Origin of the sequence: Halorubrum sp. Atlit-28R (assembly GCF_003665955.1) — an archaeon.
Lineage (GTDB): Archaea > Halobacteriota > Halobacteria > Halobacteriales > Haloferacaceae > Halorubrum > Halorubrum tropicale.
Map to the genome: position 1 here is coordinate 92,413 of NZ_QPLS01000010.1, position 16,023 is coordinate 108,435.

12 protein-coding genes are annotated in these 16,023 nt (G+C 55.1%); 9 read left to right on the top strand and 3 right to left on the bottom strand.

Going from position 1 to position 16,023, the window contains the following annotated elements; genetic code table 11:
- Positions 1-350: 350 nt before the first annotated feature.
- Together DVK06_RS14190 and DVK06_RS14195 are read right to left on the bottom strand one after the other, a co-directional pair.
- Positions 351-2,126 (bottom strand): glycoside hydrolase family 13 protein, encoded by a 1,776-nt coding sequence (locus DVK06_RS14190; protein ID WP_321166961.1) that lies wholly within the window; start codon positions 2,124-2,126, stop codon positions 351-353.
- Between the two features lie 227 nt (positions 2,127-2,353).
- The gene (locus DVK06_RS14195) at positions 2,354-3,412 is read right to left on the bottom strand and encodes a TrmB family transcriptional regulator sugar-binding domain-containing protein (protein ID WP_121600754.1); all 1,059 of its coding nucleotides are present in this window, start codon (positions 3,410-3,412) and stop codon (positions 2,354-2,356) included.
- 437 nt (positions 3,413-3,849) lie between these two features.
- On the opposite strand from DVK06_RS14195, the gene DVK06_RS14200 reads away from it, so the two are divergent.
- The 5 genes from DVK06_RS14200 to DVK06_RS14220 all read left to right on the top strand — a co-directional run bounded on the left by DVK06_RS14200 (position 3,850) and on the right by DVK06_RS14220 (position 8,735).
- A complete protein-coding gene (locus DVK06_RS14200; protein WP_199718701.1) occupies positions 3,850-5,109 on the top strand; it encodes an extracellular solute-binding protein in 1,260 nt (419 codons plus the stop codon).
- Between the two features lie 8 nt (positions 5,110-5,117).
- The gene (locus tag DVK06_RS14205) at positions 5,118-6,083 is read left to right on the top strand and encodes a carbohydrate ABC transporter permease (protein WP_121600755.1); all 966 of its coding nucleotides are present in this window, start codon (positions 5,118-5,120) and stop codon (positions 6,081-6,083) included.
- Complete coding sequence (locus DVK06_RS14210) at positions 6,080-7,162, top strand: sugar ABC transporter permease (RefSeq protein WP_121600756.1); 1,083 nt, start codon at positions 6,080-6,082, stop codon at positions 7,160-7,162. Before DVK06_RS14205 ends, DVK06_RS14210 begins: the two co-directional genes overlap by 4 nt.
- A 630-nt stretch (positions 7,163-7,792) precedes the next feature.
- A complete protein-coding gene (locus DVK06_RS14215; protein WP_121562706.1) occupies positions 7,793-8,260 on the top strand; it encodes a hypothetical protein in 468 nt (155 codons plus the stop codon).
- A 193-nt stretch (positions 8,261-8,453) separates the two neighbouring features.
- Entirely contained in the window at positions 8,454-8,735 is a 282-nt protein-coding gene (locus DVK06_RS14220) for a helix-turn-helix transcriptional regulator (RefSeq protein ID WP_121600757.1), read from the top strand.
- 43 nt (positions 8,736-8,778) lie between these two features.
- Here DVK06_RS14220 and DVK06_RS14225 read toward each other — a convergent pair whose 3' ends face one another.
- Positions 8,779-9,006 carry a helix-turn-helix domain-containing protein gene (locus DVK06_RS14225; protein WP_147438109.1) on the bottom strand — a complete coding sequence of 76 codons (228 nt, stop codon included), beginning with the start codon at positions 9,004-9,006 and terminating at the stop codon, positions 8,779-8,781.
- A 177-nt stretch (positions 9,007-9,183) separates the two neighbouring features.
- Between DVK06_RS14225 and rdfA the strand changes: the two genes are divergently transcribed.
- From rdfA to DVK06_RS14240, 4 genes are all read left to right on the top strand, one after another.
- Entirely contained in the window at positions 9,184-9,852 is a 669-nt protein-coding gene (gene rdfA / locus DVK06_RS18455; protein WP_147438110.1) for a rod-determining factor RdfA, read from the top strand.
- Positions 9,853-9,927: 75 nt separating this feature from the next.
- Positions 9,928-10,788: a hypothetical protein gene (locus tag DVK06_RS14230; RefSeq protein ID WP_147438111.1), complete on the top strand. Its 861-nt coding sequence runs from the start codon at positions 9,928-9,930 to the stop codon at positions 10,786-10,788.
- Positions 10,785-12,053 carry a hypothetical protein gene (locus DVK06_RS14235; protein WP_121600760.1) on the top strand — a complete coding sequence of 423 codons (1,269 nt, stop codon included), beginning with the start codon at positions 10,785-10,787 and terminating at the stop codon, positions 12,051-12,053. The genes DVK06_RS14230 and DVK06_RS14235 overlap by 4 nt, the downstream gene beginning before the upstream one ends.
- Positions 12,046-15,561, top strand: coding sequence for a UvrD-helicase domain-containing protein (locus DVK06_RS14240; RefSeq protein ID WP_121600761.1), 3,516 nt, complete (start codon positions 12,046-12,048; stop codon positions 15,559-15,561). Before DVK06_RS14235 ends, DVK06_RS14240 begins: the two co-directional genes overlap by 8 nt.
- The last annotated feature ends 462 nt before the right edge of the window (positions 15,562-16,023 follow it).

The following is a 16,023-nucleotide window of genomic DNA, read 5'->3' on the forward strand; positions in this document are numbered from 1 at the left end:
AAGTAAAATTTTCTCACACTTATTATATTTTGAATTATTGTATGCGAAAAATACTAATAATCAGTATATGTCCTACACTCTGCCTCGGGCTACCACAGCTTCCAAACAGAGTAATGATTTCAGCTACGGATCGTTCACCTAAAGTCTCATATTATACATGAGTTTGCTGACTATATGATCGGTGGTCTAGGCAGAAATTAAAACTATATTCTTGGTAGGTGTACCACATTTGTTACATAATGGTTGAGAAAGAGCTATGATACGAGCAACCTATCACATGGTGAGTCTCTGTACAAAATATTGCCTGAATGCTTCGCTTATAACAAAATTGTCACATGCGTTCAAAAAGCCTACTCCCAAACTGCTCCAGCCAATCCAGCGATATCGATTGATTCCGTACTATCGGTCGAAGCCACATCGGAGGAAGTGGTGAAACAGAGCGCTCCTGTCTCGTCCTCCTTCACAGAAATGCTGACAGGAGTTTTGCCCCGGTTGACCGCTACCGTAACTGCATCCTCACCTCCTTCATCTACACGACGATACACCACAATATCGTCGCCAGACCGCTCACGACAGAACGTCAACGAACCGCGCCGAAGCGATCGATGGTCTGCCCGGAGCTTGATCAGCTCGGACACGTTTCGGTGAAGTACTCTGTTTTGACTCTCATCATCCCAGATCATCGGCCGGCGACAATCGGGGTCATCACCCCCAGTCATGCCAATCTCGTCACCATAATAGAGGCAGGGTGTCCCTCGAGACGTTAGCAATAGGAGCATTGCGATCTGGACGGTTCGGTTACTGCCGTCGTACCGATGTCGCATCCGAGCGATATCGTGGCTACCGAGTAAGTTGAACAGAACCTCATTGGTCTGGTCAGCATAACGGATCAGGAAGCGGTTGATCTTGTTTGCGAAGGTCTCGCCATCAATCGACTCTTCGCCGAGAAACCCGTCAACAGCGTACAAGAACGGGTAGTTCATCACGGAGTCAAACTGATCTCCCTGTAACCAGGGCCGAGCATCGTGCCAGACTTCACCGACGATGTATGCCTCCGGTTTGACACTCTTAATCGCTTGCCGGAACTCCCGCCAAAATTGGTGGTCGACTTCATCTGCCACATCTAGTCGCCACCCGTCAATGCCAGTCTGTTCTATCCAGCCAATTGCGGTCTCGATGAGATAGGATTTGACCTCTGGATTCTCCGTATTGAGTTTGGGCATATAACTCTCAAAACCGAAGGTGTCGTAGGACGGACGAGGTTCGAATTCAATTGGAAATTTATTGATATGGAACCAGTCGACGTACTCTGAATCACGACCATGCTCAATGACATCCTGAAACGGCTCGAAATGTCGACCGCAGTGGTTGAAAACTGCGTCCAAGATCACACGCATCCCTCGGCTGTGAGCAGCGTCCACTAAACGAGAGAGAGTCTCTTGATCGCCGAACTGTTGATCGACTTGCTCGTAGTCCGTTATGTTGTACTTGTGGTTCGACTCAGAAGCGAAGATAGGCGTCAAATAGAGGGCGGTGATTCCCAGCTCCGAAAGGTAATCTAAATTGTCGATAATTCCTTGGAGATCACCGCCATAAAAGGAATCTTGGGCAGGTTTCCCGCCCCACTCTTCGACCCCTTCCGGATCAAGGTCTGGGTTCCCGTTAGCAAACCGTTCCGGAAATATCTGATAGAATACAGCGTCACCGACCCACTCTGGGGGGCTGATCACATCGGCTGCGTTGAGATAAGGATACTCGAAATAGTGGAGTGATCGGTCCTTTCCGGCGGTCGGGAGGTCGTTCTTTGTGGCTGACTCGAACCCCCACTCAGTTAGCCAAAGGACTTCGTCGCCGGCAGTGAGTTGAAATGCGTAAACCAGACGTTTGTACTCTGGCTTCACCGTCGTCTGCCAGTAGTCGAATTGAGCATCGCTGCGAACCAGCTCCATGGAGACAGTCTCACGACTTGGCCAGTCGAACTTGTCCGCAACAACGACCGTACAATCATCGAGATCTCCCTTCTTACAGCGCAGTCTCAGTTGAATCCGCTCCTCGTCGAGCGCGTACGCGTAGTTGCTCTTGGGTTCGTGATGTACGGCCTCACGCTGAACGGTCACCGGGACCACCTGTTGATTCGAAAATCGGACCGATATTCATAGCTAACCATTGTGTGACATAACCTAATGGAACCGCTAAAAGAGTTTTGAATAAATTCATCAAAATTAGATTGAGTCTGATTCAGTCTCCGATTACGTTTTGCGCTATATGTAGTGCCAGTTTCAAACGCATCATAGGTATTTGTTCTAAAGTCTAATCTATCGGTTATACCGTCATCAGATGGTTCTACCCTGGATTAAGCCTTAGTGAGAGTAACGGTGTCTTTCGCTTCATAGTCCTCAATTAGTGCTCCAGGGCCACCAACCGAAAACCGCCTGCTGCCTGACTTCACAATAAGGGAGTTCTCGATTGGAAAATCGTTCGTTGCCGGTTCGACTAGGCATTGACGTGTCCCCCTGACTGTCCCTTCGACCGAACCGCGGTCATCTGAGTCCCGACGGGGAGTAACCGTCGCTTCAGCAGTGACCGGTTGATCGTTTCGCAAGTGGAGTGTCGCATCCAAGACCGCATGGCGGAAACAGCCGAACTCTGCTGGAAGTGGGCGTGGGTCGGCGACGTGTGCTTGCGTTGCCATCGGCCAATAATTGCCAAAGAAAGAACCAGTTATTACCGGCACCATCTCTCGTTCCGCAAAAGAGATTGCTCGACGATTGGTGTTCGGACGGGCAACCATTTCACTGGGTGCGACAACGCCATACTTCTGGTCAACTGTCAGTGTCAGTGGTGTCGCTTGATCCCAAACTCGGGCAGTCGTTGCAACGCCTTCGAACTCTCCGTCATCAACTTCATCGGCTGGGACATCGTTCACGAGAAGCATCACCAGGACACCACGGTCGACAGCACCCCGCAACTCGTCAATGACTTCATGGAGAAGATCGTACGCAATCGAGAGTGTGAGTTCGTTCTCGGCCTCCGAAATGAACGACCCCATGTGTTTCAACATCGTCATCCGGGATTTCATGACGTCGAACTGCTCTACTTCGTGTTCGGTCTGGGTGTGCCGTTCGGAGAGCGCTGGCTCGATTTCCGTCAAATTGCCAGTAAGAATGTCAATCACTTCACTGGGGTCACGAGCTCGAATCTCCGTCGGGACAACATGGTCGTCAACGTGAACGAATCCGCGGTCCTCGAGCGCTTCGCTGATACTGTATACGTATCGTTTTGAGACTTCAGTAGCATCTGAGACTTCACTGGCCGTCGCTTCCCCCCTCTCAAGTACAGTGAGGTAGGTGTCAATTTCCTTTTCAGAAAGGCCCAATTTCTTCAGTCGTTCAGATAATTTTGTATCGTCCATGTGAATCTACAGAAGTTGGGTACTCATATATTCCCTTGCCTCGACCTCAGGTCGGCTAGAAACTGGCAAAAAGGCGGTAGCAGCGCCGAAGTTGCGTATTTTAGGTAATTCTACAACAGATCTTCAGACGGTGATGAGCTGAAGTGGTTCTTTGCTGGGAGGTTGTTTGGTGACGCCAGTGCGGTTGGCAATGTGTCCGATGAACCTTGAGATCCTATTGATATCAAGCTTGTTGACTCAATGAAGTAGGAATTCATTACAATTGGAGATTGATTGGTGTATGGTGACAAATGTAGTGGCCATTGATATTGTTTTCAGTCTGTAAATTAAGTAATAAGGTCCATTAGTGTGATATTCACCAATAGATACCTCTTGATCGATCATTATGGAGTGGAAAGAGTTAAGTGATGAAAGAATATTACATCGTACGTTCATCCATGACAATCGATCGACGAAGTATGCTGAAACAGGTCGGCGGTGCCGGTACAATCGCAGCACTGGTCGGCTGTATTGGCGTACAAGAGCAGGGTACAGAGCAGCCAAGTAACAGCGGTGACGGAGACACAGAATCCTCGGAACCGGCAGGTACAGCAACAGCTTGGTACGGACTTTCGAACACGGAATTAGACCTTCGTGAACGGGCCATCGAAGCGTTCAACGAGCAATCGAGCCACACGGTCGAGGGTGGTAACATCTCCGAGATGCAGGACAAGACGACGAGCGCAATTCCTGCTGGACAGGGGCCCCAAATGTTCCAGTGGGCCCATGACTGGGTTGGAGATTACTACCAACGTGGTTTTGTCATCGACCAGAGCGATAGTTTGAACATCAGTCTCGATCAATTCACGGGTGCTGCCGCTAACGCTGTCCAGACTGATGACGCCGTTGTCGGTCTCCCATTCTCGGCCGAAACGGTGACACTCATCTACAACACCGATATTGTGGACAGTCCGCCGGAGTCATTTGCTGAGATGGAGAGCACGATGGAGTCGCACCACGATCCTGACAACGGGCAGTACGGACTAGCGTGGCCGGTCGACCCGTACTTTGTCAGTGGGGTTGGACAAGCCTTCGGCGGTCAGTATTTCGACGCCAGCCAAGATGATCCGGTCGGGCTTGACTCCGAAGAGACGATTAGAGGATTTGAATTCCTCGTCGATAACCTCTTTCAGTACATGCCCAACGACCCGGGATATGAACCGCAACAGGTGGCGTTCCTCGAAGGGAATGCGGCCTTCGCAGTTAATGGTCCGTGGTATCTAGCGGCACTCAGGGACAGCGATACGAACTTCGAGGTCACAACGTTCCCATCACTTGACGGCGGCAAGTTCACACCACTCTCCGGTATCAAGATGTGGTACTTCTCGAAGGCGATGGAAGCAGACGATGCCAATGCCGCAGCAGCCCGCGAATTTGTTGAATGGTTCGTCACGAACGAGGATCATCTCCTCACGCGAGCCGAAGAACAGGGCCATATTCCGGTCTTGTCGACGCTCGCTGGGAGTGACGACCTGCCCGGGCCAGTGAGAGCCTACTCTCAGGCCGTCGATCAAGGGATTCCAATGCCGACTGACCCCCGCATGAATGACGTGTTTGCGGCGATGGGTGACCCAGTGACCCAGCTGTTCAACGGGAGTCTGAGCCCCGAAGAGGCACTCACCAGTGCTGCCGAGGAAGCCCGGAGTCAGTGGGAGTAAGCGAATAAATGAGCACGGTATCTCATCTGTCGACCCAGCTCGAACGCCTCCCATTCATCGAACAGCGTGACCGGTCGCTCTTGCTCGTGTTGCCGGGCCTGTTCATTTTTTCAGCATTTATGTTGTTTCCAGTGGTGTATCTTGTCGGGCTTTCTTTTACCAACGCAGCACCGGCCAACCTGTTTGCTGGTGAAGGCGCCTTCTCGGTGCTGACCTTCGGCGAAGCGACGTTTGTCGGAGTCAGCAATTACGCTGACGTATTGGCGGACCCCGAGTTCTGGAACTCGTTCGGCGTCACGTGGCTCTTCGTCTTTACGAGCGTACTATTGAAGATCAGCCTGAGTATCGGTGTGGCACTTGTCGTCACTAACGAGCGAGTTCGCGGTCGTCGACTCATGCGGTCGTTCATCATTCTCCCGATGGGATTGCCCGCAATTTTCACCATTACGGTGTGGCGTGGGATCTTCAGCTCCGCCGAATTTGGCTTAGTTAACCAGGTGCTCGGTCTGCTGGGCACTAGTTCTGTTTCGTGGCTCTCCACACGGTGGCCAGCGTTTTTTGCTTACAATGTCACCGAAATGTGGCTGGCATACCCATTTATGGTAATTATCACCGTTAGCGCTCTCCAAGACGTACCTGAAGAGCTCCACGAAGCGGCGATGATCGATGGAGCAGGGTTTGTCACACGGTTCTTCCACGTTACGTTGCCAGCGATCAAGCGACCCGTACTGTTCGCTTCGATCCTCACAGCCGCTGCGTCGTTCCAGCAGTTCCTGATCCCATTCGTGTTCAACCAAGGCGGCCCCGCCCGCGCAAACGAGCTTATCGTGGTTTATGGCTACCGAGAGGCGCTGTCATTCTCGCAGTACGGGCGTGGGGCAGCGATCAGCCTTCTTGCAGTCGTTTTCATCGGTGCCTTCATGTGGATTAATGTCAAACGAGGCAAACTCGCTGACGGGGTGAGTGACCAATGAATCTCCTCTCCTCAATAAGTCGAAAGCTCGTCAGTGACAGCAAGCGAATCCTTCTCACACCGGTAGAGACCGCAAAAGAAGCAAAATACACAGTGAGGGGGGTCAGAGAGGGTGAAATTCCACCCCACGAACCACTGAAAACCGTCGGAGCAACTCTGGGCGCGCTGCTTCTGGTGTTAGCCCTCCTGTTCCCGGTGTACTGGATCCTTCAGGCCGCACTCTCTGGAAGTGGGGCTTCGCTGTACTCTTCAAACGGGATTTCACTGTTTCCAGACGATCCGACGCTTCAGCCGTTTGTGTGGGTGGTCGGTGATCTCATCATCCCAACGTACAGAATCTCGATGGCGGTTCCACTCACCGATTTGGCTGTCGTGTTCAACACGCCACAGATCACGTTCTTAGACGCATCAGCTCACGGGGTTGAGAATCCTTCTGGGTTTAAACACTTCCTCTGGAACAGTTTAACGGTCGCAATTCCGACTGTACTGATCTCGATGAGTCTCGTCGTTCCTGCGTCGTACGCACTCTCTCGCAGGAAGTTCATCTTTCGAAGGAAAATCCTGTTCCTCTACGTCCTTCTGACCCAAGTGGGTGGTGGACTCGGAATTGCATTGCTGATCGGATTATACGCTATCTACGTCCAGTTCGGGTTTAATGATAGTAAACTCGCGCTGTCAGTGTACTATGCGGCAACTGCGGTGCCATTCAACACATGGCTCTTGAAGACGTATATGGACGGCATTCCAGTCGCTTACGAGGAAGCTGCCGTGGTTGACGGGGCGCCGCCGTGGCGCGTCGTCTGGGAGGTCATCCTTCCTCTGTCAACAGCCGGTTTGGCAACGGTGTTCATTTTCACCTTCCTTACCGGCTGGACCGAGTTCGTGGTCGCACAGACGCTGCTCGGTACGGAAAACTATACACTTCCGGTCGGGCTGTACGCGCTAATCGGCGAATATTCTGTCCCATGGGCGCGCTTTTCGGCGTTCGCGCTCACGTTTGCGACACCGATCATGCTCGTATACCTGTTCGCCCAACGGTACATCGAGGGTGGTCTCTCGTTCGGCGGCATCTCTGGTTGAGGGTGCTGTCCATTCGTTTTTGTTATGAGAAATAGTAATACGGTCTTTGTGCTGTGTGGCTCTGTTGACTCGATGGAAACGCTGCTATCCCTAGAGAACGTGAACCAAGATATGGGGCGCAAGAGACCGATAAGGATTCCGTGCCATCGAGCACGTTCTGTTGACTGGTCCATGTGCGAAAGAAGTCGAGTCATGGGCGCTACAGCCCGGATGCCGCGCGCCGCGGCATCCGGGAAAGCCCCAATACGTGAATCTCTGCTTCACGTGCTGGCGTCCCGAGTCACACGATCGCCTCTCCGAACGATGATGACCACTAGCCGGGCAGACAGACGAGGGAGCTGAGGGCCGCCAAACCGGCGGCCCTCAGCGGTCGGTCGGGGCTTTCTTTAGCACCTGCTACCGCTAGACAGCGACCGCGCCGCACACACGTTTCGACCGCCTACCGGCTGTGGAAGAAGCAGATCCCCAGACGGCGTAATCATTTTGTTGTTAGCCGTGGCTTGTCTACCTAGCAGCGTTTCCATACGTGAAATCCTTAGGAACTGATAGGACCGGGGTGCGAGATACAGAGGATATATCTGACGAGACGGGTATGGGAAGATACTTTTTGAGAAGGACAGAAACCGACGTATGAATCGTCGTGCCCTCCTTGCCTCGCTCGCTACCTATGGGGCCGCCTCGACGTCCGGGTGTCTAGATAGTCTCGCGGGGATTCCGAACGAGTCGTTCCAACTTGGCTACGTCGCAGTTCACAACTCCACCGAGAACGCTCACCAGATTGCAATTCGGGTGAGACGCGACGGCACAAACGTTCACCGTTCGACACACGATGTGGCCGGACAGGACGGGGCCGTCGTCGAGAGCGCGATTCCGGAGTGCGACTGGGGGAGTGCCCGTGGACGATACGAAGTCGATGTTCGAGTCGACGATAGCGACTGGGTTACCGAGTCGTTCCAAGGGTACGAGACAGACGGTGGCGACTGTTCGATTGCAATCGCCGAGGGCACGCTTTGGGAAGGAGAACGCCTCGACTTCGGCTACCGCCGAGCGTGTGATTACGATAATCCTCCTGATGGCCTCTGTTCGTTTGACTCGTGATACACTCGCGCTCTCTATTCAGCACATCTGCAAAAACATATCACCTGCTGAGGATCTCAACAGAGCCGTACTTCTCCAACTCAAGCGTGAGATGAAGTGGTCAAAATCACTGTGTAGAGGGTGTGAAACGTATTCTATAACACGCAGTCACCAGATCAATAGTATTTCAAAACTCGAATACGAAAATTGCGACATGTACGATCTGACTGGCTTTCAGCGCGATCTGCTGTACGTAGTTGCCGGACTTGACGACCCGCACGGACTCGCGATCAAAGGCGAGCTCGAGGACTACTACGAGAAGGAAATCCATCATGGCCGGCTCTATCCCAACCTCGACACGCTCGTTGAGAAGGGACTCATCGAAAAAGGTCAGCGCGACCGCCGGACCAACGAGTACACCACTACCCGCCGGGGCACCAGAGAGATTGAAGCGCGGGCCGAATGGGAAGCCGGGTATATTGACCACAAGGCGTGACTGAACGACAATTGAGGGGAATTCACAGCTGGTAGTCCGCTGTTCACTTCAGCATCCAGACTTTTGTTCCGCCAACTAGCTTACTTTCAATTAGCCCCTCCTCCTCAAGCTGAGTGAGACGTTGATAGGCGCCAGGCTGTGAGCAATTGAATACATCTGCGAGTTCGACGGTCCCAGCTGGTTCGCGTTCTCCGAGCGCCTGTAAGAGCTCATCATCAGTGAAATCTGGCGTGTATTGTCCCGTCTCTGGGTCGCGACGGTCCTCGTCCACAGCAGAATGTACATGGGCTTCATAAATGACTCCACCGGATAGAGTGCGAACTCAAAATGAGCTCAGACGCAAACATTTAAGCCACTTATTGACCAATAAGTGGATGTCCGAAGGTGACGCCTGAAGCAAAGAAACAGGCCGGTGCTTGGAACACCGACCTTCGGGGCACCACACCCCATGTCAACGAATCCGAGCCAACGTCAAGAGACTACCGACCCTGAAGAGATTAGACAGCTGAATCTTGAGGGAGAGGTAGTAGAGACGGATTGTGCGGAGAATTCCTCTTCAACTGGAGAAAAGCTCAAGCGGATTATTGATAAGTACGGGTTTACCGAACTTGGTGACCGACTCGAACGGGAGTACACACCTCCAAAACCGGCGACACTCCGTGAACTACAGCAGAAAGTCAACATAAAAATTCTAGATCAAAACATGCGTGGAGCGTTGACCACAGAAGCAGAGTATGAAGACTGTTGCCATCGGCTTACAGCAGATGACCGGGAGCTGACTAAAGACCGACTGAACAGACTCGGAATAGACGGCGAAACGGTACTCAATGATATGATATCTCACGGAACAGTCCAGAATTACCTGCGAACCTATCGAGATGTAGAAAAGCAAGGTCGTCGGCGGAACACTTGCGAGGAATCTGCTACATCGATGATCGCGATCCAAAACAGGGTTGAGACGATGCTGAAAGACGCAGTCGCATCTCACAGCGAACGAGATCAGATACCCACTGAGCCCGAAGTAGATGTCAGAATGAACGTGGTCTGTCCTAACTGCGATGAGAGTATCAGCGTTGTCGATTACCTCCAGTTACGGCAGTGTCCAAGGTGTATCTAGCGTGGTGAGGAACACCTGTAGTACGGGTACGTACGGTTTGGGCACCCATCGAAGCAGTAACTCGCTTCTCTCCTGATGCAACACGAACTTACCACCTCAGCGCTGCCGTTTCGTGTCTCTGTAGGCGAGCCGGACAGTCTCTGGACCGACGCGTCACGGACAGCCCAGCCGACGACGCTCATCATCACACCGGTCCAGCTACATCAACGCAATATTGAGACGCGACTCCGCGAGCGGGCACAACCAATGAGCAGTCTAATATCTCGGCGATTACGCGGAGTTGCTGAGGAGTTGCTCAAAGAAACTGACGAGCCGGCCATCGCCGCTGACCGGGTTGACCGGCTTGCCTACCTCCCCGACGTCTTGGTCGAGTCGCAACGGCCCGTCTATGATCGCCTTGCTGCCGTCATCGGCCAGCCACTCTCACAGCACGTCGAAACCGTCGAGCGGGCACGAGGCGAACTCGAGTTGGTTACTGGGTTTCACCCCCAACGGATGGAACAAGTCGCAGACGCCGTGCGGTCGGATGCCCAGCAGGTAAGCGAGCCGGCGACGGTCGATACGCTGGATCTGCTCGCTGGCGTGTCACAGCTCCATCATGACCTTACTGACTACCTCACTACGGACACTACGGCTGAGCAGACGACTTTACATCTCGCCTCGGAGACAGCAGTTCTAACCCGCGCTATCCGCGAACTCACGGCCAATCCGGACATCTGGGCGGCAGCATACCCCACGATTGAGCAACTCGTGGTCGCCGGCGCGAGCATGCTCACGGCTCCGTTGGAAGACTTGCTTCGGGTCGTCGCCACACGAACAGACACCGATGTCCAGCTTTGCCTTCGGACGGCGAGCGGGCCGGCAATTGCCGATCACCTCACTCAGACGACCGCTGTCGACGCGCCGGGCACACAGGGGGTGTTTAGCTGGCGATGAACGCTCGGAACGACACCCACAGCGACACGGAAGACGTCGCCAGCAGCGAATCGGCGGTGGCCTCGGACACGACCCCAACGCCAACGGTCGAACTCGTTGGGCGCACGCGACAGGAAGAAGCCAGGCTCGCCGTCGCAACGGCCACAAGCCTTGTGGAACAGGGCGTCTCGCCAAGCGACATCGTGATCACGACTGCGGACGTTGACCGGTATGAAGACGCACTTACCCGGGCAACCGCACGCTATGGACACACACTAGCGGTCTGGACGCCTCTAAAGGTCAAGCGGACTGTCCCATACGAACTCATCGACGCAACGCTTAGACTGCTCGTTGAGCGCGCACAGGGTGCCGTCAATATCCAGACGCTTACAGAACCACTCTTCCTTGGATGGGTGCCGGTAACTGGCCGGTTGGAGCCACTTGTGCCGGCGGCCATCAACGAGATTGGTCGCGGCCACGCCGGGACGGACCAGCCGATCGACGAGTGGCAAGCCACTATCGCAGCCGGAGACATCGAGCACGAGACGAAACAGGACTGGATGGCGTACCTGAACTGGATCGCCGCACAGCCCGACGCGCCCACCTCCAAAGACATCGCCGAAACGCTCAATCCCGTACTTGAACGGTACGATGATGCCTGTCTCCCAGAAAATCCGGGTCAGAGGGCTGTAAGCGAGCTCGCAGCTACTCTCAGGGGATTTGAGCGGACAACGGAGTTGCTGAGGATGACCCGCCGGCGGTACACGCGCTGGCTTGCTACAAGCCGCACGGACAAGCAGTGGGGCGTCGTTAGAAACCTGCTTGAGTCGTTTGCGACGACAGTCCCGGGCAAACGTGAGCTACCGACAGCGGCCGCTATCGATGTCAAAGAGGCAAACGACTTGTGGGCACTCTCTGTGCCATACGTCATCGCGATCGGACTGGTTGCTGAGGAGTGGCCAACCACGCCGGCGTCACCGGTTCCGTCGGCCGCCCGGACGGTGATCGAGACTACAGACATCGACGGGGTCCGTCCGCACTCAGCGTGGACGACCGCCCGCGCCTGTGACCAGTTCGAGGTTGCCTCCAACACGGCGACCAAAGTGTTCGTCGTGACCCGTCACACAACAGATGCCAACGGTGTTGAGAAACGCCCTTCTCCATTTCTTGAGCACGTGGAGACGACGCGGGTATCCAAAGCGGCACAGCAAAGACTCATAACAGAGCCGTCGGTCATACCTGAGCCGCTCAGTGACTATTTTCCTATGGAGACGGACGATGAGTGACGACGTCCCACGGCTCGACCGCGATCAACAGCGGATGGTTAAGGCGTACCTCGGCATGGACCAGGGGCTCGCAGTACTTGGGAGTGTCCCAGGAGCAGGGAAATCTTCGGTTATCGGGAAGGCCGCAGCGAAAGACCTGCTTGCGCGGGCGGCAGCCGGCGACCCTCGTCCACATGAACGGGTGCTAATTGCGTCCTTTTCTAAACGGGACGCTGCCGATCTCGTCCCAGATATTGTCGCATGGATCGAGGCGCTATACGAGCGCGGCGACACGCCGGCGGTACTGGATCGGTCTGACATCGACCGGCTGTGTAGGCAGGTACGGGAGGCACCCCGAATTGGCACCTTGGATAGCGTCCTCAGGACGGTCTGTGGAGAAATCGTGACCGAGATGGGGTTTGACTCGATGCCGACTGTTGGCAACGACGCGCTCATCGAGCAGCTCCACCAAGATGTATACGAGAGGGTCATTGGAAATGACGCCGGCGCCCGTCTCGCTGACCGTGTGCGTGAGGCGTATGACACCAGCAGCGACACGGCGTCAGTCCGGAAACTCCTGCGGAAGGCGCTTAAGATCGCTCGCCGGCGACAACTGACGTCGGCCGAACTTGCGGACCGCCTCCGAGCAGCAGTGACGGCTAACTACCGTGGCGGGTCCACAACCTCCTTCGAGAGTATCATCGATGCGGTTGTAGCCTACCGTGACGAAACGACTGCGGCCAACGTCAAGAACGGGCTCACAAGCGAGGAAAAACGCGCACTTCTCAAGGCAGATCAAGAACTCCACGAAGAGTGGAGTACGCTCATCGAGACGTTCGCCAAGTTGTTTGAGCAGTACGCTAGTGTATATGACAATCTCACAAGGGAGCGCGGTGTCATCACTCACACCGACTGTGTTCATCTCGTTGAGACGTATTTCAGTGATGACCGGTTTGAATCTGCCCGCCGAGAGCGGCTCACACGGCGCTATCATGAGGGGGTCGATAGCGTAATTATCGATGAAGCACAGGATGTCAGCCAGATCCAACACGATGCGTTATCGCATCTGGTTGCCGATGATACACGCATCCTACTAGCGGGTGACCTCGATCAGTGTCTCTACCAGTGGCGGGATGCTACCCCAGACCTGTTTGCGGGCGCACTCGAAGATGGAGAGTACTTCAACCGTGACTGGCATCCTCACAAGACTGAACGGGCTAAAAAGAACTATCGTTCGCGCCCGGATATCGTCCGGTTTGTAAACGCAGTCGCCAAGCGTGGACTGGGTCACAACGAACGGGGTGGTCTTGGAACGGTTACGACGGAGCCGCCGGCGATGTCGGCGACCCGCGACGCGGCTGATGAATCGTCGATTCATATCGCGAGTTTCGATGCGAAGGGAGCGCCTGGCATGGACGACTGGGTCGCTCCGAAGCAGGGGACTGGAGAAGCAGACACTGTTGCGAGATATGTTGCCAGCGGGATCAATACTGGCCGCTTCCCAGTAGCCGATGATGATACAGGCATCACGGCCCTGTTTCCCCGTCGACGCCACATGGACGCGTATGCTGAGGCCTTCGAGTCTTATGGCCTAACTGTCGCTGACGCCAGCGCCTACCTGTTTGAGTCACCTATCGTCAAGTCAGTTATCGACGTGGTCGAATGGCTCATCGACCCGACCGACAAGACCCGAACCCGCCGACTACTCGAGGAATCTGCGCTCGCTGCGTCCACTGAAGATCACGCCAAGGCAGGGTCCGGATTGAGTGCTGTCACCGAGACTGTGAGGGACACAACTGGAGTACTACAGGAAGATGCGGTCGGTGAGATTGGTGAGCCACATGATCGTGTCGTGTCGGGACTGGTAAGTCTGCGCGAAGACAGACGGATACGTCACGTTGAGCCGGCATCAGTGCTGGTCCGTGAGATCATCGACCGGCTTGGCTTGGAAGTCGACCCGCTTGGCATTGATCCGGCAACCGACGGCCCACAGCGTGTCGCGACGCTCGATGCGCTCGTCGAGTTAGTGGAAGAATGGGAAGATGACGATCGATATAGCCCGAAACGACTCCACGAGTTACTCAGTCCCTTTGTCGAGACGCCCGGGCGCGGCCCCACCCAACCGGTCGTGGACGCGGACGCCGTCGACATCGTGTTTCGCACTATCCACGATATGAAAGGCGATCAGGACGACATCGTCGTGCTGGCTGATACTTCCAGTTCGGGCTCGCCTAGGACCTCGAAAGCAGGACCGGAGACGCTCGTCGCAAGCGGTGACGGCATTGCCCTGGCACCGCCGGCGAACGCTGTTGATGCGGATACGCCACCGCTTCCGGGTGTTGACGGTGGCCTTTACGAGCTTGACCCCGCTAAGTCCAGAGACGGCACACAGGGCAAGCACGGCCTGCGCTGGGACTCAGAATATTGGGGCACAGAAGGAAGTGAACAAGCAGACCTACGCGGGCCGCCAGTTCGGCGGGCGGCGTCCGCCGCAAACCGAGCTGAGTGGTGGCGGACGCTACACGTTGCGCTGACTCGGGCACAACAGCACCTCGTTATCCCACTGCCTCGCACACAGTCCTTCCTCTCAGAGCGTGATCACTGGACGCAGGTGTGTTGTGACGTGTTCGGAGAGGAGGTGATCACAGAAACGGGGACACACACGGTAGCGCTGCCGGATGGTGACGGTGCCACACAGCCGACAAGGGTTGCTGTCGATGGAGGCGAATTCGAACCAAGAGTCACGACTGAAGAGTCAGCGGCGGCTGTCCCCGCACAGCGTCCGCGTCGTCTGACGCCGGCGACCGATATCGCCGGTGAAGCGTGGTACCCACGATTTCTCCGACCGAGTTTGCTAGCGCCACTCGTAGACGATCCGGGTAGTACACTCGTGCCGACCCTTCGAGAACAAACGGTCCACACGGAGACTGACGCCATTGATCCCGACCTCCCGCTGTCGTTCGACACCGTTGAGACCGAGACGGTTGGTGAACTCGTCCACACACTTGTCGGGCGGCTCGTCCATGTGGGGCTTTCCGCGGAAGGGTTGTGTGGGCCAGCAGCTCGTGAACTCGCTGCCTCCGTCCTCGAAGACGAGGTCGACGTCGCAGTTAGTGATCCCGAGTGGGACGAGCTCTACACCTTCCTCACGGAGTACGTTCTCTCCGATCTGGCGGCCAGTGAGCTGTGGGAGCGTGTCGAGCGGGCAACAACCGTCTATACCGAGGAGCCGCTCCACGCAGTTATCCGTATTGACGGTGCGGACGTTGAGGTTCAGGGAGTGGCTGACCTTGTCGTCGTGATGCCTGACGGAGACTACCACGTTGAGGAGCTCAAAGTACAACTCGCACCAGCAACGGACACGCTGCGCCGGCGGTATAGACATCAGACGAAGGTGTATCAGTGGGTGCTAGAACAGCAGGTTGAGTCCGTTGTCAGCGTTGAGGCTCAGGTGACGACTGTTGGTGCGGTCGCTGAGACGTACACGGCTCAGTCACCGAAAATGGGACTCCGTGAGTTGTTACGGTAGAAGACTAATCGCAGCACTCACTCCGCGTTGACGAAGATTTCATCGACGGGTTCCCGTCCAACAGTGCGCCATGAGCAGCCTGTCCACTCTTCGTTTATCAGCCACCAGCCGTCAGCGTCTGTCCGTTCTTCGAACCGTATCTGCCGCCACGGCTGGCGTGCCGGGCGGTACGCGATTGCTAGACCGTCCGCCGGCGTCTGGCGTGAGTCTGGCGCATCAAATTCCGGTTCATCTGTTCCATCTGGTCGAGAATTCCTGGTCATAAGACACGGTCATAGAATGACCGCACTCATTACGAGATATAAATGCGGTCGCTGCGGGCCAGCCAACCAGGACTGTACTGCGTTGCCTCTGGAGTTTCTTGAGTGAGACGCTTCTGAGCAGGTGTGCGCTGGTGGCGCAAATCGCTGAATAGACGACGCAACGGTGGGACACAGGATTAGAACTGCGTTGTGTTCCCGA